The organism is Kribbella sp. VKM Ac-2569, assembly GCF_004216905.1.
Lineage (GTDB): Bacteria > Actinomycetota > Actinomycetes > Propionibacteriales > Kribbellaceae > Kribbella.
Genome location: NZ_SGXJ01000004.1, coordinates 587372 through 611702 on the forward strand (window position 1 = coordinate 587372; position 24331 = coordinate 611702).

Below are 24331 nucleotides of genomic sequence, written 5' to 3' on the forward strand. Positions count from 1 at the left end.
CATGAGGAATTGTGGAAGAAGGCACTTCAGAGGAACTGAGTCACTCCTGCTGCACCGAGGACGCGTTCCAGTGGGACACGCGGGAGGACTGCGACGTACGCCAGATCCTGGACCGGATCGGCGACAAGTGGTCCCTGCTGGTGATCGCGCTCCTGGACAACCGGTGTATGCGGTTCACCGAGCTGAAGAAGACGATCGACGGCATCAGTCAGCGGATGCTCACGGTGACGCTGCGCCAGTTGGAACGTGACGGCCTGGTCAGCCGGACCGTTCACCCGGTCGTGCCGCCGCGCGTCGACTACGAGCTCACCCCGCTCGGCGTCACGCTGCACGCGACGATCCAGTCGCTCGTTACCTGGACGGAGACCCATCAGTCGGAGATCGCCACCGCGCGGGCCAGGTACGACGCGCTCAGCTCCTTGTGAAGCTTGCTGGATGCTTTGGTACGACGAGCATCGTGAGGCCGGCGGCGCAGACAGCGAGTCCCGCGATGACGTTGAGCGTGACGGGCAGACCGAGCGCAATCGTCGCCGCGGGTGCGGCTAGCGCACCGATCAGCAGTGCGAGGGAGTCGGCGGCGAAGAAGATCGCGCCCACGCTCGCGAGTGCTTCTAGTGGGGCGGTGCGCTGGATCGTGGTCTCGGCGGTGATGAGGAGGATGCTGCCGGGGAGGCCGATGAGGGCCGCGGCGACGATCGCGATCGGGATGTTCGGGGCGTTGAATAGCCCGAAGAACGCTGCGGCTGTGGCTAGTTGGGTCAGGGTGAGGAGCTCGCGGATTCCCAGGAGGCGGGCGGCTCTCGTGCTCAGGGCGGCGCCGATCAGGTACCCGGCGCCGAGGCCGGAGATCAGGTAGCCAACGACGTACCCGGGCGCTTCCAGGCGGTCGACGGTGAACGGTACGAGGAGGGCCGTCAGGCCGGCGTTGGCGGTGAGGAAGGCCGTCTGGCCGATCAGGATGCCGCGCAGGGCGCGATGGTTTATGGCGGCCCGGAGACCTTCCAGTGGGCGCGGTGGTGGGTTGGTGGCCGCGTGCCGGCGGGTGCGGACCGTCGCGATGGTTGCTGCTGACAACAAGTAGCTGACGACGTCGACGGCGAGCACGAACTTGATCCCGGGGCCGGCCAGTAGCAATGCGCCTAGCGGTGGCGCGGCCAGGCGGATCGCGCTGCCGGTGACGGCGTTGATCGCGTTCGCGGTGGCCAGTTCTTTGCCCGTTCCGACGACGGCCGGTAGCAATGCGCGAGCGGCCGGACGGAACACCGTCGTTGCGGTGTTCTCGAGCAGAATCGCGAGGTAGATCCACCAGAGGTGGTCGCGGTCGGCGAACAGGATCAGCCCGACGGCCGCTGCGCTGACGAGATCGGCGATCCACATCGCCCGGGCCAGGTTCCAACGGTCCAGCAGTACGCCGGCCCACGGGCCGATGAGGAGTGCCGGAAGGGCCTCGAGTGCCAAGGTCAGCCCGGTTGCCACCGCCGACCCGGTCAACGCGAACACGTGGAACGGAATCGCGACCACCAGGAGCCAGGACCCGATCCCTGAGATCGCGCCGCTGAACCAGAGTCGCCGAAAGTCCCTCACGCCGCCGGAATCTATCTTGTCGAGATAGACAACGGCAAGAGTGTTCTGTGAAGATAGGTTGTATGGAGCTTGGTGACGTCCTGCGCGACCGGCGGAAGGCGGCCGGGCGGACGATCGCGTCGGTCGCCGTCGACGCCGGCCTGTCCGTGCCGTACATCGCGAACCTGGAGAACGGGCGCGGCAATCCCACGATCGCCGCTCTGGATCGGCTCGCGACTGCGCTCGGGGCGCGGCTCGACGTACGCATCGGCGATGAGGCTCCGATACCCTCGCCGTCGGTCGGCGCCGAACTGGTGGCGGGTTCCGAGCGGGTCGACAGGGTTCTCGCCGCGGTGGCTGGCGGAAGGTCTCGAGCCGCTACCCGGCGGGAGTTGATTGCGACGCTTGACGCGCTCGCCGTACTGCTGGGCCGTCCGCCGGGACCCGCTGACCTGAGCCGCCTTCTCGACCTGCTCCAGCTCGCCTGACCCGGTCGTGCGGTGATCTCGGTCGCGCGTGGTGATCGAAGCGCCGTAGGGTCGCGGTCATGGAGATCGGTGCGCGGATCGCCGCGGCTCAACTGACCGGAGCCGCGCGATCGAAACGTCAGGTGGTCGCGGGGCCTCTCGCTGGTCTGCTGCACGACAAGGACGACTGGTACCTGTCCGGCCTGCTCGCGGCCGAACCTGGTCAGCCGTTCTCGCCGGACGACCTCCCGTGGGCGCTCGACACGATCCGCCAAGCCTTCGCTGCCGAAGGGCGCTGGCTGAGCGCTGAAGTGGTCGAGGAGGCAAACCCCGGTCTGGCCGAGGCGCTCGCGGCGAACGGGATGACGCTCGTATCCCGCCTGCCGTTGCTCGTCGTCGAACCGGACGGCCTCATCGTGCCCGAGCTGCCGGACGGCGTGACGGTGCGCGTCGTGGCGTCGGACGAGGGTCAGGAGGTCGCGAACGCGGTGTCGGCGGAGGCGTACGAGATGGATACCGCCGGCTTCGCGTTCAAGCCGGATCCTTTTGATGGTGGGGCAGTTCTCGTGTACGCCGACGACGTACCGGTCGCGACTGCCGCGTGGACGGCGGTCGCTGACGGGGTGTCCGAGGTTGCTGGGGTCGGGACGATTCACAGTCGTCGACGGCGCGGGTTCGGTGGCATTGCGACGGCGTACGCGACGTTGAAGGCGTTCGAACTGGGCGGGGTGACGCTTGCCTGGCTGACGCCGGGGGATGACGGTGCGGACCGGGTGTACCGGCGGCTGGGATACGGGCCTAGGGCAACGGCCGTACACCTCGGCGACCCCGGCGGTCATCTGGCCGACATGCGCTGATCTTGGCGGTACGGGCGGAGATTGTTGCCGAGGACGGTCCGGGCTGGCTCCGGCCCCCCAGCTGCGCCAGCCCTCCAGAATCCGTCAACCGCACCCCACCGAACACGCCTCGGTCGCCGGCCACAGGAGCGAAACACCAAGGGCTGCCGGTACGTCCTCTACGGCCAGGTACCTGAGCTGCGCCGGTCGCTCCAGACCGACCTCCACTGCCCCGACCTTTTCGCGCACGCCGACCACGTCTTCGCAATCAGCGCCTCGATATAGCTATCGGCCCCGCATACACGTTTCTTGGTAGGTTGATCGTGTGACGTTTCCCCTTGTGGATAAGGGCAAACCGGCCGCCATCAACTTGCCCCACCCAGTTCGCCTGGCATAGAATCGAACGTATGTTCGAGGAAGATCTGGAGTCGCTGCCCACCCGGGACCTGCTGGAGCAGGCCGCGGAGTGCCGCACGGTGGCCAGCCGGGCCGACGCGCGGCTGCTGGAATCCGCCCAGATCTACGCCGACCGCTTCCACCCCTCCGTGTGTGAACCCCGCCCCACCCGCCGCGCCTGTGACGGCCGCGAACGCGCCGTCGTCCTGGGTGGCGAGGGCTGTCCGGAGATCGCCGAGTTCGCGATCGCCGAGTTCGCCGTCGTGGTCGGGGTCTCGCCCGGCGTCGGCCGCGACCTGCTCGCCGACGCGTTGGCGTTGCGGCACCGGTTCCCCCTGACCTGGGCCCGGATCCAGGCCGGCGAGGCCACTCCGTGGAAGGCCCGCCAGATTGTGCGGGCGTGTATGAACCTCGACCATGCCGCCGCCGAGTACGTCGACCGCAAGGTCGCCGCGATCGTCGACAGCATCTCGCCGTACCGGCTGGAGAAGATCGTCCGCGCGGCCCGCAAACACGCCGACCCGGCCCGCGCCGCGGCTGAAGCGGCCGAGGCGGCCGACGACCGCGGTGTCTATATCGGGCGCGGTGACGGTCACGGCAACAAGACCATCTACATCAAGGCCCCCGCCGGCGCGGTCAACCGGTGCAACACCACCATCACCGACATCGCCGAAGCCCTCAAGAAGTTCGGCGACACCCGCCCGTTCCAGCACCGCCGCGCCGACGCCATCGACATCCTCTCCGACCCCGCCTTCACCCAAGAACTCCTCGCCCAAGCCCGCATCCAACCCCAGACCGACCCGCCGGACCCGGCAACCAGCTCCACCGAACCCGAGCCAGCCACCAACCACGAACCCAGCACCCCCACAATGCCGAACAACCCGACGGCGCCGAACAAGCCGACGGCGCCGAACGACGCGGTGGTGCCGAAGAACAGGGTGGTGCAGGACGACTCGGTGGTTCAGGATCCGGTGGTGCCCAGCGGCGGGATGCCGAACGATGCGGCCCCGCTGGATGACGTGGTGGTACCGGGCGAGGCGGTGTTGCCGGTTACTGAGAGCGGCGGGGACGGGACGCACACCAGCCCCCTCGACCTGCCGCTTCCCGGCGCCCGACGCCTACCAGACCTGCTTGAGCCAGCGGACCCGCTGGAGTCAGCAGGTCCGCTCGAACCAGCGGTCCCGCTCGAGCCATCGGACTCGCTGGAACGTCCGGGGTCGCTCGAACTGGTGGAGCCGGCGGGTCCGCCAGACGATCCATGGCTGGAAGCCGCAGCGCCCTACGACCCCGACCCACCAACTGACCCGTATGACCGGCGAACACCACCCGGTCCCGCGGACCCACGGACCGAACCCGACCAGGGCTCGGCGATGGATCCTGCCGCGCTGCGGGCACTCCGCGTCCGGCTCGCGCAAATCAAGCAAGACGCCTACGCCAACCCGAGCTACCCCGCCCATCCCGGCAACCCCAACGCCCAGAACGGCCAGCCCGACCCAGGCACCCCAGCCCAACCGAATAGGCCACGCAACCCAGGTGCTCCTGCCCACCCGGGCAACTCACGTGACCCAGGCGCCCCTGCTCACCCGGGCAGCTCACATAACCCGCGCAGTCCGCATGACCTGGGAAGTTCAAGTGATCCGGGCAGTTCAGCCGAGCTCGAGTGCGCGGTGACTCCGGCACGACAGGATGACGGGACCAAGGGACAGGTGCGTCCACGGCGGGCGCGTGCAGGACAGGTACGTCCGGGACAGACCGAGGTCGTCGTACACCTCACCGACCACACCCTGGCCACTGGCTGCGGCGTGCTGCGCGCCGAAACCATCGGGCCACTGCTCGCGGCTCAGCTCACCGAACTCGTCGGTTACGGCCCGTACACGGTGAAGCCGGTCATCGACCTCAACGACGCCAAGAGCGTCGACGCGTACGAGATCCCGACCTGGATTCGTGAACGCGTCAAGCTGATGCACCCGGCCGAACTGTTCCCGTACGGCACTCGCGAGACCACCAACGCGATTGACCTGGACCACATCGAGCCATACGACCCGCACGGACCAACCGGGCAGACGAGCACCACGAATCTCGCGCCGCTCGGCAGGTTCGGGCACCGGGTGAAGACCCACGCGCGCGGATGGAGCGTGCGCCGGATCGACAACAAGACACTCGAATGGACCACGCCCCACGGGTTCATCTTCCACGTCGACCCCACCGGCACCCATCGAATCGACCCGTGAGTCTCTCCCGGGTCGCCGCGCCCAGCTGAGTCACAGCGCAGACCTCAACGAGCCACTGAGCCAGACCCGGATAGGTGGCGTGGTTGCGACGAGTTGGTGCCGCGAGCTCGTGCGATTGCAGCTCGAGTCTTGTCGGGCTGATCTGTGGGCAGTCTTGTCCGACTCGCCAAAGCGGGGCCAACCCAACATCTGCAGGGTCGAGGTGTGCTGCCGTCGATCACGATCCACATCCGGGCGCTTCGAGGTCGAGCCGGGCCGCACGTGCCGTCGGCGCCGGAGCGGTCCGCGAGCCGCGGTCGGGTTTCGGTGCCAGATAGATCAGCGACGGTGTACTCGCTCGATGCTGCCGTCCCGGCGCGACGCGGGATGGCGCTCCGGTACGCCGACACCGGCGACCATCGGTACGTCGCTAGCCGAACGGCGCGTCTAGAGCCGGCGCTTGGCGTGTGCCCAACCACGAGAGCACCGACGCCGTCCGGCGTGACGCGGAGCGACCTGATGCGGACGGGCCTGACGCGGGGTAGGACCGCACCGGGCAGCGTGACGGGTCGGCGTGAGGCCGGCCGGGGCGGGCGGCGTCGCGCAAGGCGAACGGGGTGTGGGGCTGGGCGGAGTGGGGTGGGGCAGGTTTGCGTGCGGCTTCTAGGTCGGTTGTAGGAGGCGGGTGATGGTTGTGTGGAGGGTCTTGTTGGCGGTTCGGGTGGTGAGGCGGCCGGTGGCTACGGATTCGCCGGCGGCGTGGCCGAGGGTGATGAGGGTGGTGACCAGCCAGTGGGCGGGGAGGTCGCGGGTGATCTCGCCGGCGCGTTGACCGCGGCGGATCAGGCGCTCTAGGCGGTCCGCTACCGGGTCGTGGCGCTCGTCGTGGGTGCCGGGCTGCGGCGTGTTGGGGGTGCTGGTGTGCGGTAGGTGTAGCAGGAGTGGGTGGCGTTCGAACGTTCGCCAGGCCAGGTCGATGAGGCGTAGTACGTTGCCGAGGGCCGGTCCTTGATCGAGGTCGAGGGCGTCGATCGCCTCCAGCGTCTCGGCTGTGAGTTCGTCGAGGGCGGCGTTCAGCAGTACGTCGCGGGACGAGAAGTGCGCGTACACGGTCTGTCTGGTGACGTGGGCCGCCTCGGCGATCCGTTCCAGGCTGGCGTCGGGCTGCTCGTCGAGGAGGACGATCGCCGCGGCCAGGATCGCCGCCCGGCTTCGGTCCGCGTCCGCTCGGCGCCGGCGTCGTACCGGCTTGATCTCTGACACCTTGTCAAGGTTAGTGGATCTGCTTATCTTTGACAGCATGTCAGATTTAAGCGCACGGGAGTTCGTCGCGGACTTCTTCGAGTCGTTCACACGGGAGGTCGTTGCGGGCGGCGACGCTGTGGCGGTCGTGGACAAGTACTACACGCCAGACATCGAGCAGATCGCCGATGGCATCACGCTCGACCGGCAGCGGCTGATCGATCACCTCCGCCCGGTGCGGAAGAACGTGGTTTCCTGCTCGTACGACGTACACGAGGCGATCCGTACGAGCGACCGGGTCGCTGCGCGGTTCACGATCCACGCGGAGTTGCGGCGCGGGCGGAAGATCGCGACCGAGGTGTACCTGTTCGGCGAGTTGGCGCCCGACGGTCGAATGCGCCGTACGACGCAGGCGACCCGGGACGTGAGCGCGTCATGACGACGTTCCGGGTGCTGGGTATGACCTGCAGCCACTGCGTCGGGTTCGTCACCGAGGAGCTCGAGACGCTGCCCGGTGTGGAGTCGGTCAGGGTGGATCTGCCGACCGGAATGGTTGCCCTGGTCACCGATCGGCCCGTCGACCCAACCGCGATCCGAACCGCTGTGGAGGCGGCCGGCTACGAGGTCGAGGGGTGACGAGACGCATTCCGACTGTACGTCGGAGCGGTCGTCACCCCCTCGGCGTCAGCGGACAGTGAAGCCGGCCTTGCGGAAGGCGTCGGCGAGAGAGGTCTCGTCCATCGGGGTCTCGGTCTGGTTGCCACGACCACCGGACCCCCGGTTGCCACCACGACCACCCTGACCACCCGAGCCGCCAGACCCACGCCCCTGACCGCCCTGACCGCCGGACCCTCCAGGACCGCGACCCTGACCGCCTGGCCCGCCGGACCCACGCCCCCGACCGCCGCCCTGACCGCCTTGGCCGCCACCTTGTCCACGGCCCTGGCCGCCCGCTTGGCGTCCGCCTGAGCCGAGCTCGTCGTCCAGGCGCAGCGTGAGGGAGATCCGCTGGCGCGGGATGTCGACCTCGAGCACCTTCACCATCACGATGTCGCCCGGCTTGACCACCTCGCGCGGGTCCTTCACGAAGGTCTTCGACAACGCCGACACGTGCGCCAACCCGTCCTGGTGCACACCGATGTCGATGAACGCACCGAACGCGGCCACGTTCGTGACCTGGCCCTCCAGCTTCATCCCCGGCTTCAGGTCCGCGATCTTGTCCACACCCTCGGCGAACACCGCGGTCTTGAAGGCCGGCCGCGGGTCCCGGCCCGGCTTCTCGAGCTCGGCCAGGATGTCGGTCACCGTCGGCAGACCGAACATGTCGTCGACGAAGTCCGCCGCCTTCAGCCGCTTCAGCTCCGCCGATCCGATCAGCGCCTTCAGGTCCGAACCGGTCGCGTCGAGGATCCGCCGTACGACGGGATACGACTCCGGGTGCACGCTGGACGCGTCGAGCGGGTCGTCGCCCTCGGGGATCCGGAGGAACCCGGCCGCCTGCTCGAACGCCTTCGGCCCGAGGCGTGCCACGTCCTTCAGCGCCGTACGCGACGCGAACGGGCCGTTGACGTCACGGTGCTGCACGATGTTGTCCGCCAGGCCGGGCGTGATGCCGGAGACCCGGGTGAGCAGCGGCGCGGACGCCGTGTTCAGGTCGACGCCGACCGCGTTCACACAGTCCTCGACGACCGCGTCGAGCGAGCGGGACAGGGAGTTCTCCGGGAGGTCGTGCTGGTACTGGCCGACGCCGATCGACTTCGGGTCGATCTTCACCAGCTCGGCCAGCGGGTCCTGCAGTCGGCGGGCGATCGAGACCGCGCCGCGCAGCGAGACGTCCATCCCGGGCAGTTCCTGGGACGCGAACGCCGACGCGGAGTAGACGGACGCGCCGGCCTCGGAGACGACGGCCTTGGTGAGCTTGAGTTCTGGGTGCTTGGCGATCAGCTCGGCCGCCAGCTTGTCAGTCTCGCGCGACGCCGTACCGTTGCCGATAGCAATCAGCTGTACGTCGTGCGCGGCCGCCAAAGCCGCGAGGGTGGCGATCGACTTGTCCCACTGGTTCTGCGGGACGTGCGGATAGATGACGCCGGTGTTGACGACCTTGCCGGTCGCGTCCACGACGGCGACCTTCACGCCGGTGCGGAAGCCCGGGTCGAGGCCCATCGTGGCGCGGGTGCCGGCCGGGGCGGCCAGCAGCAGATCGCGCAGGTTGGCCGCGAACACCCGGATCGCCTCGTCCTCGGCGACCTGCCGCAACCGCATCCGCAGGTCGATGCCGAGGTGCACCAGGATCTTCGTCCGCCATGCCCAGCGGACCGTCTCCACGAGCCACTTGTCGGCCGGGCGGCCCTGGTTCTCGACGCCGACCTTGCGGGCGATGGTGGTCTCGTACTCCGTCGGTCCGTCGACCTCCACGCCCGCGGGCAAGGGCTCGATGGTGATTGTCAGCACGTCTTCCTTCTCGCCGCGGAACAGCGCGAGGATCCGGTGCGACGGCATCTTCGTGAACGGCTCGTCGAACTCGAAGTAGTCCGAGAACTTCGCCCCGTCCGTCTCTTTGCCCTCACGGACGGCGGAGGCCAACCGCCCCTGCTCCCACAGTCGCTCCCGCAACGAGCCGATCAGGTCGGCGTCCTCGGCGAACCGCTCGACGAGGATTGCCCGGGCGCCGTCGAGTGCGGCCTGCGGGTCCGGGACCTCGGCGTTCACGAACACCGCGGCGGCGGCGATCGGCTCGACGTCGGGGTCGGCCATCAGCCCGTCGGCGAGCGGCTCGAGGCCGTTCTCGCGGGCGATCATCGCCTTGGTACGGCGCTTGGGCTTGAACGGGAGGTAGATGTCCTCGAGCCGCGACTTGGTGTCGGCCTCCAGGATCGACGCCTTCAGGGCGTCGTCGAGCTTGCCCTGGCTCTCGATCGAGTCGAGCACGGTCTGCCGCCGCTCCTCGAGCTCCCGCAGGTACCGCAGGCGCTCCTCGAGGGTGCGCAGCTGGGCATCGTCCAGCATCCCGGTGACCTCTTTGCGGTATCGCGCGATGAACGGGACCGTCGATCCCTCGTCCAGCAGCGCCACCGCTGCCCGCACCTGGTTCTCACCGACCTCCAGCTCGCCGGCGATCCGCTGCTCGATCGACTGCACCACCACGTCCGATTCCCCTCTACGCCCAACAACCGCCGAGCATTCTGCCCCGGCCAGGACCCATATCCTTCCCCATCCCACCCTCCACCCCGAAACTCGCATCTCATCCACCTGTGGACAACCCGTGCGATCATCACCATCGGGAGGGATCAGATGGGCCGAACCAGCAGGTACGTCGAGCGCATGTTCAAGCCGCCACCCGTCCTGCTGCGGGTGGTCAGCCTGGTAGTGCCGCTGCTTCTCGTCGTCCAAGCCGTCCATGGACCGACCTTGGAGAACATCCTGACGGCCACCTTCGCCACGGTTCTGATGCTCCCGACGGGCGTCGCGCCGAAGGCCTTCCCGGCCTGGGTGTCGGCCCTCGAGCGGAAGTACCCACTGCTCGGCTACGTCTTCATGTTCCTGCTGGTGGCTTGTGGGGCCTTCGTGCTCCTGACAGACGTTCTCGACCGCAGACCAAGCGCCCTCATCGCTCTCGCGCTCGCTCTGGTCCTCGTCCTCGTCAGCCATTTGTTCCGGCGTCGTCGGGGCGCCCGGGAATAACGAACTCCCCGAGACCACGGTGGTCTCGGGGAGTTCGGTGTACGTCGGTCACGCAGCTTCTAGGGCGAGTTCCTCTTCGACGACCTCACCCTGCTTAGCAGGCCTCATGACCGTGACGGCGATGGCTACTGCGGCGGCGACGATCACGGCGGCGATGGCGAAGGACAGGTGGTAGCCGTCGGTCAGGGCGTCCAGGGCGGGCTTGGTGTCGGCGACCGAGGCGGTGCGGGTCGCGGACAGCGTCGCCAGGACGGCCAGGCCGAGGGCGGCGCCGACCTCGCCCATGGTGCCGATGAGGCCGGAAGCCAGACCGGCGTCCTCGGGCTTCACGTCCGACATCGACAGGCCCATCAGAGCCGGGAAGCAGATGCCGCCGCCCAGACCCAGCAGCGCCAGTACCGGCAGGACGTGGACAACGTAGTTGCCACCGACCGGGGCCTGCGTGAACAGGGCCAGTCCGACCACGATCAGCACCAGTCCGACGATCAGCGGGCGGCGCGGGCCGAAGCGCATCACCAGCTTCTCGGAGTACCTCACCGACAGCAGCCCCATCACCACGGTGGTCGGCAGGAACGCCAGTCCGATCTCCAGAGCGTCGTACCCGAGCACGCGCTGCAGGTACAGCGAGCCGAGGAAAAAGATGCCGAACATCCCGGAGGCGGACAGTGCCTGGATCAGGTTGGCGCCGGTCAGGGTGCGGGAGCGGAAGATCCGCAGCGGCACCAGCGGGTTGGCGGCGGTCGCCTCGCGGACGATGAATCCGGCCAGCAGCACCAGCGTCACCGCAGTCAGCACCAGCGTCCGCGGAGCGGTCCAGCCGAGCTCAGCGGCCGGCTTGACGATGGTGAACACGCCGACCATCAGTGCTGCGGTGATCAGCACCGCGCCAGGTACATCGGTGCCCTTGCCGATCCCCAGGCCTTTGTCCTTCTCGATCAGCTTCACGGCCAGTACGACGGTCAGCACGCCGATCGGCAGGTTCACGAAGAAGATCCAGTGCCAGCTGATCGCCTGCGTCAGTACGCCGCCTGCCAGCAGGCCGATCGACCCACCGGCGGACGCGACGAACGCGTACATGCCGATCGCCTTGGCCTGCTCCCGCGGCTCGGGGAACAGCGTCACGATCATGCCCAGGATCACTGCGGAGGTCAGTGCGCCGCCAACACCCTGGATGAACCGGGCGATGACCAGCACCTCCTGCGACCCAGCCAGACCGCAGAGCACAGAGGCGGCGGTGAAAACAACCAGTCCGGCGACGAAGACGTTCCGCCGACCGAGGAGGTCGCCGAGCCGACCGGCCAGCAGCAGGAGGCCGCCGAACGCGATCAGGTAGGCGTTCACCACCCACGCGAGGGAGGAGCTCGTGAAGCCCAGGTCGTCCTGGATGGCCGGGAGGGCCACGTTCACCACGGTCACGTCGAGCACGATCATCAACATGCCCGCGCAGAGGGTGTAGAGCGCCAGCCGGCGCGAGCGGCCGCCCTGCGCAGCCGGCGCAGTCGCCAGGGTGTCGGTCGTCGCGTACATTCCGGTCTCCTTGTAGTTCGTCGTAGTGGCCTTACACCTCTACGTCGAACCAGGAGGGATCAGATTGACACGTCTTCAGAAGTTTTTTCGCGAGGCGGTCGTGAGAGCGCGTACGCCGTGAGCGCCGGGACCAGTCCGGACCCGACAAGAAGCAGTGTCGGCACCACGGACGACAGCGCGAACCAGGTGAGCAGTACGACGACTGCGCCGGCCACCGGGAGCGGTCGGCGCAGCAGGAACAGGTTCGCGGACCGGAACAGCGACTTGACCGTGGAGGTCTCCGGCGCCGCGGGCAGGATCGCCAGCCCGCTCAGGTACAGCCCCAGGATCATTCCGGTGAGCGGGATCAGGACGGCGAGCGCGAAGATCCGCGCCGGACCGTGCGCGTTCGCCCAGAAAGAGAGTCCGAAGGCCAGCAGGACTGCGCCGACCCACAGACCGAACGCGGGCAGCCAGAACCGCTTCATCGCCCAGCGGAACTCCTTGAAGAACCTCCGCATCAGCTTCGGCTTCTCCTGGCTGATCGCGTCCGGGACCACCCGCTGCATCGCGAACGCGGCCGGAAACAGGGTCAGGATGCCCAGGCTGATCACCACGAAGACCAGTTGCAGCATCAGCAGGTCGCCGACGACCGCGAGCCTCGACAGCACGCTGCTCGTCCGGTTGGCCTTCTCCACCGATCGTCTCCTCGTTCCGTACGGGCGGGTCCTGATCGTATGATCACGAACAATCACGTAGAGACCAGGGGGCTGCATGCTTGCACAGGAGCGCCACGAGCTGATCCTGCGTAGCCTGCGCCGGCACGGCCGGCTCCGGGTGGCCGACCTGGTCGCCGAGCTGGGCGTCTCCGCGATCACAGTACGCCGGGACCTGGCCGAACTGGACTCAGCCGGTCTGCTCCGCCGGGTGCACGGCGGCGCGATCGGCACCGGGACCGCCGACCAGGGGACGCACGGGAGCCGCCTGACGATCGGCATCGTCGTACCGAGCGCGACGTCGTACTACTCCGACGTGATCCGCGGCGCCGAGGCGATGGCCGACCGGTACGGCGCGCGCCTGGTCCTCGGCGTCTCCGGGTACGACGTGGCGACCGAGCGGGAGCGGCTCGACAAGGTGCTCGGGATCGGGGTCGCCGGGCTGATGATCAGCACCGCGCTCGGGGACGGCGACGCGGACCGGCTCGACGCGCGGCTGGACGACATCGACGTACCGGTCGTGCTGATGGAGCGCGCGTTCGGGTTTCCCCAGGTGGCCCGCGAGTACGACCACGTCCGCACCGATCACGCGTACGGCGCGATGCTGGCGCTGCGGCACTTCGTGGCGCTCGGGCATCGCCGGATCGCGATCAACCTGCAGGCCACGGTCACGGCGTACTGGCTGCGCCGGGGGATCGAGTCGGCCGCGAAGGCGCTCGGCGTCGAGGTGTTCCTCTCGCCGGTCGACCTGCCGATGCGCGGCGACGACCCCGGCGCGGTCGCGCAGCTGGACGCGTTCCTCGCCGAGTGCGAGTCGTTCGGGAGTCGCGCCGTACTGGTCCACTCCGACGAGCACGGCGCCCGCCTGGTCGAGCGCGCGATGGAACTCGGCCTCCGCGTCCCCGAGGACCTGGCCGTCATCGCCTACAACGACGTCACCGCCGCGCTGGCCGTCGTCCCGCTCACCGCGGTCTGCCCGCCGCGGCGTGCTCTCGGCGAAACCGCCTGCGACCTGTTGCTCCGCAAACTCCAGTCGCCGTCGATGCCCGTCCAGCACCTCAGCCTGCTTCCCACGCTCAACATCCGCACCTCCTGCGGGACCGCCACGACGGAACAGAACCTCGCCGCGTTCCGGTTCTGATCGAATGTGATCATTCGAGCGACGAGGTATTGACGAGGAAAGCCCTTTCCCATACTTTCGCTGCACTCGGGTGGGGTCACGAGCCCCGGCCGAAACAGTCAGCGAAGGAGTACCCCTGTGAGACGTGGAGTGGGACTGACCCTGCTGGCCGCTGCGCTCAGCGTCGTGGTCAGTAGTTGTGGCAACGGGGTGATCGACAAGAGCACGGACGGCGTACCGCCGGCCGAGGCGACCGGGACCTTGCGGGTGCTGCTGCCGTCGTTCCCGCCCAGTACCAAGGGCAAGGAGGCGTTCCAGAAGGTCGTCGACGACTTCCACAAGACCTATCCGAAGATGAAGGTCGAGCCGGACTTCGCGACGTACAAGAATCTGAACGAGAAGATGTCCACCTCGATCGCAGCGGGCATCCCGTACGACGTGATGGTCACCGGCGTCGGCTGGGTCCAGCCGTTCGCGTCGAAGAACATCTTCGAGGACCTCGGCAAGTACGGCGTGACACCGGACGTCATCAAGGAGAAGAGCACGCCGGCGCTGATCCCGGCGGTGACGTACGACAAGAAGCTGTACGCGTACCCGCTGATCGCGGACGCCCGTGCGGTCGCGCTGCGCAAGAGCGCCTTCCGCGAAGCGGGCCTGGACCCGTCGAAGCCGCCGAAGTCGCTCGCCGAGCTCAAGGTCGCGGCCGAGAAGCTGACCAAGCGGGACAAGGACGGCAACGTCACCCGCAGCGGGTTCGACCTCGCCTCGGCGACCGGGTTCCGGCAGTCCTTCACCACCTTCCTGGCCTCGACCGGTACGCCGCTCTACGTCGGCGGCGAGCCGAACTTCGACAACAAGGCCGGCCTGGACACGCTGCTGTGGATCAAGTCGATGATCAACAACGTCCAGCCGTACGGCCAGACGAACGCCGCCCAGCAACCGCTCGTGCTCACTGGTGAGGCCGCGATGGGCATCGTCAACGGCGGCGTCGACTGCTCCGCCGACGGCATCGGGCAGAAGAACTGCGACGACCTGGAGTTCTTCCGCTTCGACAGCGGCAAGCAGATCGAGTACGTCGGCGGCGACCTGGCGTCGATCGGGTCGCGCAGCCGGCACAAGGACGCGGCCTGGGGCTTCATCCAGACGCTGACCAAGCCGACCACGCTGGACGCGATCGCCAAGCTGAACAAGAAGATCCCGGCCTACAAGGACGCGAGCAACTCGCCCCAGGCGAAGTCGAACCCGTTGAGCCAGTTCGTCGCCGACGGCCTGGTCTACGCGGTCAACGAGAACGAAGTGCCGGCCAACTGGCTCGAGATGCGCGGCAACTTCGACATCCAGCTCACCCAGGCGGTCCTCGGACAGAAGGACCCCGCCAAGGTGCTGCACAACCTGGCAGGACAGTCGCGATGAGTACAACTCTTGAACGTCCAGCACTCGGCACGCCCCGGAAGGTGTCTGCGTCCAAGGACAGCCGGACCCTGCTGAAGAGCCAGATCCGGACCGGTTGGGCGCTGCTCGCGCCGGCGCTGCTGCACTCCGGCATCTTCATCGTGATCCCGGTGATCGCGGTTCTCGTCCTCAGCCTGACCAACTACAGCTTCGGTGACACCTGGGCCTGGGTCGGGTTCGGCAACTACGCCGACCTGTTCCGCGACGTCGACTTCCAGGCGTCGTTGTGGCACACGGTGCTCTACGCGATCGTGGTGATCCCGATCTCGATGGCGATCTCGCTCGCGGTCGCGATCGGGCTGAACCAGAAGATCCGCGGCCTGAGCTTCTTCCGGACCGCGTTCTACATCCCGACCGTCACCGCGACGGTCGCGGTGGCGACCATCTGGCTGTGGATCTACAACCCGGGCTCCGGGTTGGCGAACGGGTTCCTCAGCCTGTTCGGGTTCGCGCCGAACCGTTGGCTGGCCGACCCGGCGACCGCGCTGCCGTCGCTGATGGTGGTCGGCATCTGGCAGGGGCTCGGGACCAAGGTGATCATCTACCTGGCCGCGCTGCAGGGCGTCTCCCGCGACCTGCTCGAGTCGTCCGAGATCGACGGCGCCAACCGCTGGCAGAAGTTCGCGAACGTGACCTGGCCGGCGATCGGCCCGGTGCAGTTCTTCGTCCTGATCACGTCGATCGTGGGCACCTTCCAGGTGTTCGACCTGGTCTACGTGATGACGCAGGGCGGTCCGGGGTCGGAGACCCGCGTACTCGTGATGGACATCTATCAGAACGCGTTCCAGGACCTGAAACTCGGCTACGCGTCCGCCGAGACCGTGATCATGATGATCGTGATCGCGGTGTTCATCGGGGTCGGGCGCCTGCTCCAGAAGGCGGATGCCAATGACTAGCGCTACGTTGCCGGCGATCGGTTCCGCCAAGCCGTCGGCACTCCGGCCGGGCCGGGTCCTGTTGTACGTCGTGCTGACGGTCGGCGCGGTCCTGATGATCACGCCGTTCGTCTGGATGCTGCTGACCGCGTTCAAGAGCAACCTGGAGATCGCGAAGTTCGGCTGGCTGCCGAGCGAACTGCGCTGGCGCAACTTCAGCGAGGCGATGCAGACCGCGCCGTTCCTGCGGTACTTCCGCAACAGCCTGTTCATCGCGGTCGGTGAGACCGCGTTCACCCTCGTGGTGTGCACGATGGCCGGCTACGCACTGGCCAAGATGCCGCTGCGCGGGGCGAAATCGCTGCTGAACTACTTCATCGTGCTGCTGCTGGTGCCGTTCCAGATCATCCTGGTGCCGCTGTTCCTGATCGTGAAGTCGATCCCGCTGTTCGGCGGCAACAACATCCTCGGCCACGGCGGGATCGGCTGGCTGAACTCGTGGTGGGGCCTGATCATCCCGCTCGGCGCGGCGCCGCTGTTCACCTTCCTTGCCCGGCAGTTCTACGTCTCGCTGCCGGACGAGCTGGCTCAGGCGGCCCGGGTGGACGGGCTCGGGGAGTTCGGTATCTTCCTGCGGATCATGACGCCGCTGATCAAGCCGGCCCTGATCACGATCGCGGTGTTCCAGATCGAGGCGGCCTGGAACGGGTTCCTCTGGCCGCTGATGATCACCACGTCCGACTCGATGCGACCACTGCAACTGGGGCTGGCGATCTTCTCCCAGAACCCGGCGGAGATCCAGTGGCCGTACCTGATGGCCGGTACGGCGCTCGCGACGCTGCCGATGATCGTGCTGTTCGTGTTCGCGCAGAAGCGGTTCGTCGAAGGAATGGCGAACGTGGGGATCAAGGGCTAGCGGATCCAGGGGCAGATCCTCGAACAGGTGCTCACCCCGCCCCGGGTGAGCACCTGCGAGGCCCCTCCACATGCGGTGGTCCCGAAGAAACACCGGAACTCCCCACTAGGTCCCCCCTGCTGGGTCGTTCACCCGTTTATCGGCGGAGTGTGCTGCCCGTTACAGCATTCGTGAGTATTTTTCGCCGGTTCCCGAAATGATTTCCCGAAGACGGCAGGAAGTACGACGTACCGCGTGTGGACAGCGACGGTCTGTACACAATCAGTGCACGTGGCTGTGGACGACGTACCGGATGATCGGCTCGAGGTCCGTCGTACCGAGAAGTTCCAGGGCGTTGGTGGCGCGGAGCGTGGCGAGGCCGTGGATGTTTGTCCACAGGGCGGTGGCGCGGAGGCCGGCGTCGTCGGGGTGGATCCGGGCGACCAGGTCGACGAAGTTCTGGAACAGCGGGAGCGACGTCGCGCGGAGATTGCCGCCGGCGCCGGCCAGCAGGTCGTGGCGGAAGATCAGGTCGAACATCCCTGGGCGTTCGGCGGCGAACTCCAGGTAGTTTTTGGCAGCCGCTACCAATTGTTCCTCGGGCGGTCCTTCGGTCGTCTTGAGCCGGGCCGCGAGGTCCTGCAGTCCGGTGGCGGCGATCGCGGCCAGCAGCGCGTCGTGGGTGGGGAAGTAGCGCCGCGGTGCGCCGTGCGAGACGCCCGTACGGCGGGCGATCGCGCGCAGCGTGAGGTCGGCAAGGCCGTCCTCCTCGAGGAGTTCGACCCCGGCCTGGACGAGCCGATCGGGCAGTGCCACGTAGACATTGTCTCCTGTTGGGGTTGGCCCTGCGGCCCGGGTACGATCTCGGACGTGACTGCCGGGTCGGCCTTGAGCCATTCACGAGTTGGGTCCCCGGCTGCGCGCTGAGCGCCGCGCGGGCCCCGCCGCCCGCTTCTCTCTGTCTACGAACCCTTTCACGACACCAGAGAGAAGCGAATCCTGAACGATTTCACTGCACAACTCATTGCGGAGTTCAAGGCGAACGACGGGCGGGTCGGCGGGCCTTTCGAGAACTCCAGGTTGTTGCTCCTGACAACCACTGGCGCGCGGACCGGGCAATCGCGCACCGCGATCCTCGGGTACTACCCGGACGGTGACCGCATCCTCGTCGTCGGCTCGGCCGGCGGCAGTCCGAAGCACCCGGACTGGTATCACAACCTGCTCGCCGATCCGAAGGTCAGCGTCGACCTCGGGCTGTTCGACTATCCGGCAACGGCCGTCGTACTGCGTGGTGCCGAGCGCGACGAGGTCTTCGCGCGACTCGTCGAGGCTGATCCGGGGTGGGGCGAGTACCAGAAGCAGACGACGCGGACCATTCCGGTTGTGGCGCTCGTCCAGCAACCGGGACCACCCGCACGCGGGTCTTTTGCTGAGATGTTGAAGACCATCCACTCTGCGTTCCGGCGGGAACTGGCCCTGATCCGGCACGAGATCGCGACGTCCGGGACGCTGGGCGCGCAACTCCGCATCAACTGCCTGACTATGTGCCAGGGCCTGCACTACCACCACACCGGCGAGTCGACCGGGTTGTTCCCGGCCCTGGTCGAGCAGCACCCGGAGCTGACGGACGTGGTCGCCGTACTGCAGAAGGAGCACGACCAGATCGCAGTGCTGCTCGCTGAGCTCGAGCAGTTGGTCGATGCAAACGTCCTGGACCAGGTGGACGAGCTGATCGCTCAGCTCAACGCCCACCTGGACCGCGAGGAAGCCGAACTCCTGCCTTACCTCTGAGGCTGGGCTATTGCGCTGGCGGTGGCCGCTGGAACATGATCCGGCCACCGCCAGCGTGGCTTTTGGGGGAGCCTGCCCGCGGCACACGGAGGTCCATAAGATCGATCCCAAGGGGAGGAACCGTGAGCCGTTACGTCTTACGCAGAAAGGGTTTCGTCGCCACCAGCTTCCTGTTGGTCGCCGCCGGTAGCCTGACAACGTTGCCATCGGCATCAGCCGACACCGGAGTCCAGTCGACGTACGTCGTCCTGTACACAGCCGGGGCGAAGACCACCGGCGCGGACCAAGCCGTCGCGTCCGCCGGCGGCACGCTCGTCGCCAGCTACTCGGCGATCGGTGTCGTCATCGCCCGCTCCTCGCAGAGCGGGTTCGCGGCTGCGATGAGTCGCACCAAGGGGGTGGAGAGTGCGGTGGCCACCAGCGGCCTCGGCATCAAGGCTCCCGACATCTCCGCCGGCGACGCGGCAGGGGCGACCCCGCTCGCGGCGTGGGGTGACTCGCTGTCCGGCGCGCAGTGGAACATGCGGCAGATCAACGTGCCACAGGCGCACGCGATCACGCCGGGCAGCCGGTCCGTCCTCGTCGGTGACATCGACACCGGCCTGGACTTCACGCATCCCGACCTGGCTCCGAACTTCGACGCGGCGAACAGCACCGACTGCTCCAGTGGCGCACCGCAGAACCTTGCGGTGGGCAATGACGTCAGCGGGCACGGGACCCACACGGCCGGCATCATCGCGGCCGCGGCCAACGGTACCGGCGTCGTCGGCGTCGCACCGAACGTGCGGATCGCCGGGATCAAGTCCAGCAACGACGACGGGTATTTCTTCCCGGAGATGGTGATCTGCTCGTTCGTCTGGGCCGCGACGCACGGCGTCGACGTCACCAACAACAGCTACTTCGCCGACCCGTGGCTGTTCAACTGCCGCAACGACGCCGGCCAGCGAGCGATCTGGAACGCCGAACGCCGGGCCATCGGCTACGCGCAGTCCAAGGGCGTTCTGGTGGTCGCGTCGGAGGGCAATGACGCGACCGATCTGTCGCACCCGACGACCGACGTGATCAGCCCGGACTTCCCACCGAACTCCGAGGTCGAGCGCAACATCACCAACGCGTGCGCGGTGGTCCCCGTCGAGGTGCCTGGTGTCGTGGGCGTTACGGCGACCGGTAGCAAGCGGCTCAAGGCGTACTACTCGTCGTACGGCACGTCGACCGCCGATGTGGCCGCGCCGGGTGGCGACCGGCGGCTGCAGATCGTCGAGCCCGGAGGTGGGCGCGTGCTCTCGACGTTCTCCAGTGTCGGCACCATTTGCGCTGCGAACCTGACCGTGGTGGAGAACGGCGCGAAGTACTGCTACCTGCAAGGTACGTCGATGGCCGGACCTCACGCGACCGGTGTTGCCGCACTGCTGTTGAGCGCCCACGGCGACATGTCGCCAGGCGCGCTGTCCGCAGGAGTTCAACAGTCGACCAACGCACTCAGTTGCCCGGCCGACCTGTCCATCTATGCGCCGTTCCCGCAGAACAGCGGCGCACCGCAGAGCTGCCAGGGAGGTAGCGCGCACAACAGTTGGTACGGCTCGGGTGAGGTCGACGCCCTGAAGGCCGTGAGCTGATTCAGGTAGACGAGAGCGGCCGGGCCGCTCTGACCCGGCCGCTCTCGCTCATCGTTGAGCCAGGAGCGCGTACGAGTTCGGCAGGCGGCCAGACCAAGCGGCGGCGTTCGTGTCGTCCTGGGGGCGCCAGAACGGTTCGGCGTACTCCTCGAGGACCTGGAGCCGTAGGCCGGCTTTGGTGATCGCGGTGACGATCTGGCCGAGCGTCCACTGCCACTCCTGGGCGCCGTTGCCCGGGAACGTGTCGTTGATATGCGACTCGGCGAAGTAGCTCCGGTCCGGCCGGATCTGCGGCTCGTCCTCGTCCCAGGTCCAGAGTGGTACGGCCGGGTGGGCCTCGTACACGAAGAGGTGTCCACCCGGCCGGAGCAGGCGCGCCGCGTCGCGTGCCCACGCGTCGATGTCGCGCATCCAGATCAGTGCGCCCTTGCCCGTGTACACGAGGTCGACGGACGCGTCCCGCACCGGTACGCCGGGAACCTCTGCGACGACGTACCGACACGCCATGCCAAGCTCAGTCGCCCTCCGCTGCGCCGCGCCGGCCGCCACGGAGCTGTAGTCCACACCCACAACGCTCTTCGCCCCGGCTTTCACCAGCGCTACGTCATCCAGCCCATGCCCACTCTGGAAGTGCACCACCACCGGCCCCTCCTCCAGCACCGGCGCCAACAACTCCCGCTCCCGAGCGAACAAGCTGCCTTCCCCACGAGCCTCCTCGAGCAGCTCGTCATACTCCCGAACATGCTTCGTAGAAGCCCGCTCCCACACGACCCGGTTACCCGCCACCACCTCGTCCATCCACACAGTCAGCCCGATCAGCTGCTGTCGAGCAAGCGCATTTCACTCGTTGTGGAGGACTTGGGCGATGGTGGTTCGGGCGGCTGTGCGGGCGGGGAAGTAGGCGCCGGCGGCGGAGATGAGGATGCCGGCGAGGACCAGGAGAGCGAGCAGGCCGGCGGGGTAGACGTCGAGCATGAAGTCCGGGAGCTCTATCTGGGCTCCGTTGGCCATGGCGGGGACGACCAGGCGGTGGGCGATGATGCCGACCGGGATGCCTAGGAGGCCGCCAACTGCTCCTAGAGCGATCATCGACGTCACGACCATCAGGGTGACCTGTGCGGGCGTCATGCCGATCGACTTGAGCATGCCCAGGTCGCGGCGGCGTTCGCGGGTGTTGAGTACGACGGTGTTGAACACACCTAGCGCCGCAACGGTCCCCAGCATCAGCGTGAGCAGTACTACGGTCGCGAGTACGACGGCCACGAACGTGCCGGCGTCCTGACCCTCCGTCTCCTGCAACCCGGAGTCCTTCGCCTGCACGGCTTTGATCACCGCGTCCAGGTCCGTCCCGGGCTTCACGTTGACCTCGTACATGTTCGCTCGCAGGTCAGGTGCGATCAGCGCGAGAGTCGCCCAGTTGGACAGCACCTCGTCGCCGGAGTTGTACATCGCCTTCCCGACGATCTGCGCCCGTACGCTCTTGCCCTTCGACTGCAGCGTGATCGTGTCGCCGAGGGCCAGACCGCGTTGCTTCAGGAAGCGTTCCGACACCACCACCTGTCCCGGACCGTCGAACCAGCGCCCGGCGAGCATCCGGAAGCCGACCTGGTCGAAGTCCCCGCGGTAGAACGCCACGCGGAGGTCCGTCTGCGTACCAGCCAGCCGCATCTCCAGGTCCGCCATCGCCGCCACCGACGTGACGCCAGGCGCAGAACGCAGTACGGCCTCGTCCTCAGCGTCGGTCAGCTTCGCACCAGGTGGCGCACCTGGTCCCTCCGGCCCGGAGCCGTTCGGACCAGCGAAGATCGACAGGTCGACAGCGCCCGCTCGACTAGCTGCTGTCTGGTACGTCGTCAGCGACTTCCCCAGCCCCACGGCCAACGTCACGCTGGTGACGCCGAGCACCACAGCCGCCAGTGTCAACGCCGTACGGCCAGGACGAGCGAACGGCAGCCCCAGCCCCAGACTGACCGACCGGGGCATCCGGGTGCCGCTCAGCACCCGCTGCACCCGTAGACCCCTGCCAGCGCGCGGTGCGCTCCCAGCACTGATCGCCTGTGCTGCCGACAGGCTCCGGGCCCGCAACGCCGGTAGCAACGCGGAGAGTGCAACGAGCGCCGGTACGCCGAGCAGCGTGGCTACGTCGACCCAGATCGGGACGCTGGTCCCGCCGGCACCGTAGTTCTCGAAAGCCCTTGTCAGTAGGGATGTGGCGAGTACGTTGCCTAGGACAACGCCGCCGGCGCACCCGACGACAGCAGGGATCGAAACCATCCCGAGGTACACCGTCATCACCTGTGTTGGCGTGAACCCCAGTGACTTCAGCACACCGATGTGCTTGAACCCTGCGACCACTGCACCGCTCACGACATTCGCCACGATCAGTACGGCGACAGCGAGCCCCAGCCACCCGAACACCATCAGGAACGGCACAAACGTGTTGGGTTCGCCCGCAACCATCGCACGCAGGGCCAGGTACGACTGCGTGCCGATGAGCGCGTTGCTCGGCAGACCAGCCGTCACAGCCTTCTGCCCAGCCGTGACTTCGGCGTTCGTGGCGGCGTGGGTGAAGCGGTAGAGCATCTGCGTCGACGTCGGATGCAGTGCGTTCAGCTGCTCCGGCGTGACCCACGCATCCGCCGACTGACTCACGCTGTACGCGAATCCGACGATGGTGAGCGTCTGACCGCCAGCAGCCACTGTCCCGTTCAGCTGCGGCGTACCGCGGCCGCTGGACTCGGTCGGGTTCCGGTTGAGCACGATCTCGCCGGGCTTGGTCGCCCAGCGGCCCTTCCAGACGTTGAGCCGGTCGACGGCGCCACCTGGGTCCGCACGCCCCACTGTGACCAGTGACCCCATCATCTGGGGCTGAGCGAGGTCGAGCGTGGCCTGCGGGAACGGCCCGCTGACAGCCGCCGCACTCCGCGCTGCCTCAGTCAGCTGCGCGTCGGTCACCTTGCTACGGTCGTACGACGCAGTCAGCTGCGAACCGCTCTGCTTCGCGTACGCGCGGTCGAACGGACCGCTCGAAGCAGCCAGCAGGCCTAGCGCGACGACGATCATTGTGGTGGAGAGCAGTACGACCACGCCGATCACCACGGTCTGCACGCGACGCCGACGTACGGCTGCTCGCGCTACAGGCCAGACGGCGCTCACGCCGTACGCTCCAGGCTGCGTTCGCCGGCGATCTGCCCGTCGACGAAGTCGATGACCCTGTTGGCGCAGCGTGTCGCGAGTTGCTGGTCGTGTGTCACCAGTAGGAGCGTCTGGCCGATCTGGTTGAGGTCCAGGAGCAGGTCCATCACCTGCTCGCCGGCACGAGTGTCGAGAGCACCTGTCGGTTCGTCAGCGAGGAGAATGGCCGGGCGGTTCATGAGCGCACGGGCGACCGCGACTCGTTGCCGCTCACCACCACTCAGCTGCGAGGGGTAGGTGTTGCGGCGACCAGCTATGCCCAACTCCTCGAACAGCTCGAGCGCACGCTTCCGTGCATGCGCGGCCGACGTACCAGTGAGCTGTGCGGCCAGTGCGACGTTGTCAAGCGCGGACAGGTCGTCCAGCAGGTTGAAGAATTGGAAGATCATCCCGATCCGTCGCCGCCGGAACAGCGCCAACCCCTTCTCGTCCAGCTTCCCCAGGTCATCGCCGTGCACCACGACGGACCCTGACGTCGGTCGGTCCAGCCCGGCGACCATGCTGAGCAGGGTCGACTTGCCGCTGCCGGACGGTCCCATCACCGCGACCGCCTCACCGGCGTAGATCTCCAGCGACACTCCATCGAGTGCGGCGGATTCGCCGTACTCCTTGCGTACGGCGGTGAGCTGTACGACTGCCTGTCCGTTGTCGTCCGTCATGCTGCTCACGCTAGGGCCGGCAGGCGACCGCTGACGTCACCCTGCCGGGGTAATGTCTGCGCGCTGTCATCCTGGAGATGTACGGCGTGCGCCTGGCGGATGATGCGCTTG

The 24331-nt window shown here is 67.6% G+C and carries 22 protein-coding genes; 13 read left to right on the top strand and 9 right to left on the bottom strand.

Annotation, left to right across the window (positions count from 1 at the left end):
• Positions 1 to 11: 11 nt before the first annotated feature.
• A complete protein-coding gene (locus EV649_RS29470) occupies positions 12 to 425 on the top strand; it encodes a helix-turn-helix domain-containing protein (RefSeq protein ID WP_130386861.1) in 414 nt (137 codons plus the stop codon).
• On the opposite strand, the gene EV649_RS29475 is transcribed toward EV649_RS29470, so the two are convergent.
• Positions 412 to 1584, bottom strand: a complete 1173-nt coding sequence (locus EV649_RS29475; protein WP_157996342.1) for an MFS transporter — start codon at positions 1582 to 1584, stop codon at positions 412 to 414. The two genes, EV649_RS29470 and EV649_RS29475, sit on opposite strands and share 14 nt — an antisense overlap.
• A gap of 62 nt (positions 1585 to 1646) precedes the next feature.
• Here EV649_RS29475 and EV649_RS29480 point away from each other — a divergent pair, with 62 nt between their 5' ends.
• The 3 genes from EV649_RS29480 to EV649_RS29490 all read left to right on the top strand — a co-directional run bounded on the left by EV649_RS29480 (position 1647) and on the right by EV649_RS29490 (position 5493).
• Positions 1647 to 2051, top strand: a complete 405-nt coding sequence (locus EV649_RS29480; RefSeq protein WP_130386863.1) for a helix-turn-helix transcriptional regulator — start codon at positions 1647 to 1649, stop codon at positions 2049 to 2051.
• Positions 2052 to 2110: 59 nt separating this feature from the next.
• On the top strand, positions 2111 to 2887 hold the full coding sequence (locus EV649_RS29485) for a GNAT family N-acetyltransferase (RefSeq protein WP_130386864.1): 777 nt from the start codon (positions 2111 to 2113) through the stop codon (positions 2885 to 2887).
• A 386-nt stretch (positions 2888 to 3273) separates the two neighbouring features.
• Positions 3274 to 5493, top strand: a complete 2220-nt coding sequence (locus EV649_RS29490; RefSeq protein ID WP_130386865.1) for a DUF222 domain-containing protein — start codon at positions 3274 to 3276, stop codon at positions 5491 to 5493.
• A 642-nt stretch (positions 5494 to 6135) separates the two neighbouring features.
• Here EV649_RS29490 and EV649_RS29495 read toward each other — a convergent pair.
• Entirely contained in the window at positions 6136 to 6735 is a 600-nt protein-coding gene (locus EV649_RS29495; RefSeq protein ID WP_241998793.1) for a TetR/AcrR family transcriptional regulator, read from the bottom strand.
• 37 nt (positions 6736 to 6772) lie between these two features.
• On the opposite strand from EV649_RS29495, the gene EV649_RS29500 reads away from it, so the two are divergent.
• On the top strand, positions 6773 to 7153 hold the full coding sequence (locus EV649_RS29500) for a nuclear transport factor 2 family protein (RefSeq protein ID WP_130386867.1): 381 nt from the start codon (positions 6773 to 6775) through the stop codon (positions 7151 to 7153).
• Entirely contained in the window at positions 7150 to 7350 is a 201-nt protein-coding gene (locus EV649_RS29505; protein WP_130386868.1) for a heavy metal-associated domain-containing protein, read from the top strand. Before EV649_RS29500 ends, EV649_RS29505 begins: the two co-directional genes overlap by 4 nt.
• A gap of 48 nt (positions 7351 to 7398) precedes the next feature.
• On the opposite strand, the gene EV649_RS29510 is transcribed toward EV649_RS29505, so the two are convergent.
• A complete protein-coding gene (locus EV649_RS29510) occupies positions 7399 to 9858 on the bottom strand; it encodes a Tex family protein (RefSeq protein WP_198682758.1) in 2460 nt (819 codons plus the stop codon).
• Positions 9859 to 10005: 147 nt separating this feature from the next.
• Between EV649_RS29510 and EV649_RS29515 the strand changes: the two genes are divergently transcribed.
• Positions 10006 to 10395 (top strand): hypothetical protein, encoded by a 390-nt coding sequence (locus EV649_RS29515; protein ID WP_130386869.1) that lies wholly within the window; start codon positions 10006 to 10008, stop codon positions 10393 to 10395.
• A 48-nt stretch (positions 10396 to 10443) separates the two neighbouring features.
• On the opposite strand, the gene EV649_RS29520 is transcribed toward EV649_RS29515, so the two are convergent.
• Together EV649_RS29520 and EV649_RS29525 are read right to left on the bottom strand one after the other, a co-directional pair.
• Positions 10444 to 11922, bottom strand: a complete 1479-nt coding sequence (locus EV649_RS29520; RefSeq protein ID WP_130386870.1) for a DHA2 family efflux MFS transporter permease subunit — start codon at positions 11920 to 11922, stop codon at positions 10444 to 10446.
• A gap of 59 nt (positions 11923 to 11981) precedes the next feature.
• Positions 11982 to 12599 (bottom strand): DUF624 domain-containing protein, encoded by a 618-nt coding sequence (locus EV649_RS29525; protein ID WP_241998795.1) that lies wholly within the window; start codon positions 12597 to 12599, stop codon positions 11982 to 11984.
• Positions 12600 to 12675: 76 nt separating this feature from the next.
• Between EV649_RS29525 and EV649_RS29530 the strand changes: the two genes are divergently transcribed.
• From EV649_RS29530 to EV649_RS29545, 4 genes are all read left to right on the top strand, one after another.
• Positions 12676 to 13758, top strand: coding sequence for a substrate-binding domain-containing protein (locus EV649_RS29530; protein WP_130386872.1), 1083 nt, complete (start codon positions 12676 to 12678; stop codon positions 13756 to 13758).
• Positions 13759 to 13875: 117 nt separating this feature from the next.
• On the top strand, positions 13876 to 15150 hold the full coding sequence (locus EV649_RS29535; RefSeq protein WP_130386873.1) for an extracellular solute-binding protein: 1275 nt from the start codon (positions 13876 to 13878) through the stop codon (positions 15148 to 15150).
• Positions 15147 to 16085 carry a sugar ABC transporter permease gene (locus EV649_RS29540; RefSeq protein WP_130386874.1) on the top strand — a complete coding sequence of 313 codons (939 nt, stop codon included), beginning with the start codon at positions 15147 to 15149 and terminating at the stop codon, positions 16083 to 16085. Before EV649_RS29535 ends, EV649_RS29540 begins: the two co-directional genes overlap by 4 nt.
• Positions 16078 to 16980, top strand: coding sequence for a carbohydrate ABC transporter permease (locus EV649_RS29545; RefSeq protein WP_130386875.1), 903 nt, complete (start codon positions 16078 to 16080; stop codon positions 16978 to 16980). The genes EV649_RS29540 and EV649_RS29545 overlap by 8 nt, the downstream gene beginning before the upstream one ends.
• A 261-nt stretch (positions 16981 to 17241) precedes the next feature.
• Here EV649_RS29545 and EV649_RS29550 read toward each other — a convergent pair whose 3' ends face one another.
• Complete coding sequence (locus EV649_RS29550) at positions 17242 to 17775, bottom strand: TetR/AcrR family transcriptional regulator (protein ID WP_241998797.1); 534 nt, start codon at positions 17773 to 17775, stop codon at positions 17242 to 17244.
• A 207-nt stretch (positions 17776 to 17982) separates the two neighbouring features.
• Between EV649_RS29550 and EV649_RS29555 the strand changes: the two genes are divergently transcribed.
• The gene (locus EV649_RS29555) at positions 17983 to 18750 is read left to right on the top strand and encodes a nitroreductase/quinone reductase family protein (RefSeq protein WP_277875715.1); all 768 of its coding nucleotides are present in this window, start codon (positions 17983 to 17985) and stop codon (positions 18748 to 18750) included.
• A 200-nt stretch (positions 18751 to 18950) separates the two neighbouring features.
• On the top strand, positions 18951 to 20366 hold the full coding sequence (locus EV649_RS29560) for a S8 family serine peptidase (RefSeq protein WP_157996343.1): 1416 nt from the start codon (positions 18951 to 18953) through the stop codon (positions 20364 to 20366).
• Between the two features lie 48 nt (positions 20367 to 20414).
• Here the strand turns inward: EV649_RS29560 and EV649_RS29565 are convergent, their stop codons facing one another.
• From EV649_RS29565 to EV649_RS29575, 3 genes are read right to left on the bottom strand one after another with little or no spacing between them, the layout of a single operon-like run.
• Positions 20415 to 21164, bottom strand: a complete 750-nt coding sequence (locus tag EV649_RS29565) for a class I SAM-dependent methyltransferase (RefSeq protein ID WP_130386879.1) — start codon at positions 21162 to 21164, stop codon at positions 20415 to 20417.
• A gap of 42 nt (positions 21165 to 21206) precedes the next feature.
• A complete protein-coding gene (locus EV649_RS29570) occupies positions 21207 to 23522 on the bottom strand; it encodes an ABC transporter permease (RefSeq protein WP_130386880.1) in 2316 nt (771 codons plus the stop codon).
• Entirely contained in the window at positions 23519 to 24220 is a 702-nt protein-coding gene (locus EV649_RS29575) for an ABC transporter ATP-binding protein (RefSeq protein ID WP_130386881.1), read from the bottom strand. Before EV649_RS29575 ends, EV649_RS29570 begins: the two co-directional genes overlap by 4 nt.
• Positions 24221 to 24331 lie beyond the last annotated feature (111 nt).

Bases quoted from the DNA above. Each gene is read 5' to 3' on its own strand.
- EV649_RS29520 (WP_130386870.1), bottom strand. From the start codon at position 11,922: ATGTACGCGACGACCGACACCCTGGCGACTGCGCCGGCTGCGCAGGGC.
- EV649_RS29480 (WP_130386863.1), top strand. From the start codon at position 1,647: ATGGAGCTTGGTGACGTCCTGCGCGACCGGCGGAAGGCGGCCGGGCGG.
- EV649_RS29575 (WP_130386881.1), bottom strand. From the start codon at position 24,220: ATGACGGACGACAACGGACAGGCAGTCGTACAGCTCACCGCCGTACGC.
- EV649_RS29500 (WP_130386867.1), top strand. From the start codon at position 6,773: ATGTCAGATTTAAGCGCACGGGAGTTCGTCGCGGACTTCTTCGAGTCG.
- EV649_RS29485 (WP_130386864.1), top strand. From the start codon at position 2,111: ATGGAGATCGGTGCGCGGATCGCCGCGGCTCAACTGACCGGAGCCGCG.
- EV649_RS29540 (WP_130386874.1), top strand. From the start codon at position 15,147: ATGAGTACAACTCTTGAACGTCCAGCACTCGGCACGCCCCGGAAGGTG.
- EV649_RS29530 (WP_130386872.1), top strand. From the start codon at position 12,676: ATGCTTGCACAGGAGCGCCACGAGCTGATCCTGCGTAGCCTGCGCCGG.
- EV649_RS29490 (WP_130386865.1), top strand. From the start codon at position 3,274: ATGTTCGAGGAAGATCTGGAGTCGCTGCCCACCCGGGACCTGCTGGAG.
- EV649_RS29515 (WP_130386869.1), top strand. From the start codon at position 10,006: ATGGGCCGAACCAGCAGGTACGTCGAGCGCATGTTCAAGCCGCCACCC.
- EV649_RS29565 (WP_130386879.1), bottom strand. From the start codon at position 21,164: ATGGACGAGGTGGTGGCGGGTAACCGGGTCGTGTGGGAGCGGGCTTCT.
- EV649_RS29505 (WP_130386868.1), top strand. From the start codon at position 7,150: ATGACGACGTTCCGGGTGCTGGGTATGACCTGCAGCCACTGCGTCGGG.
- EV649_RS29545 (WP_130386875.1), top strand. From the start codon at position 16,078: ATGACTAGCGCTACGTTGCCGGCGATCGGTTCCGCCAAGCCGTCGGCA.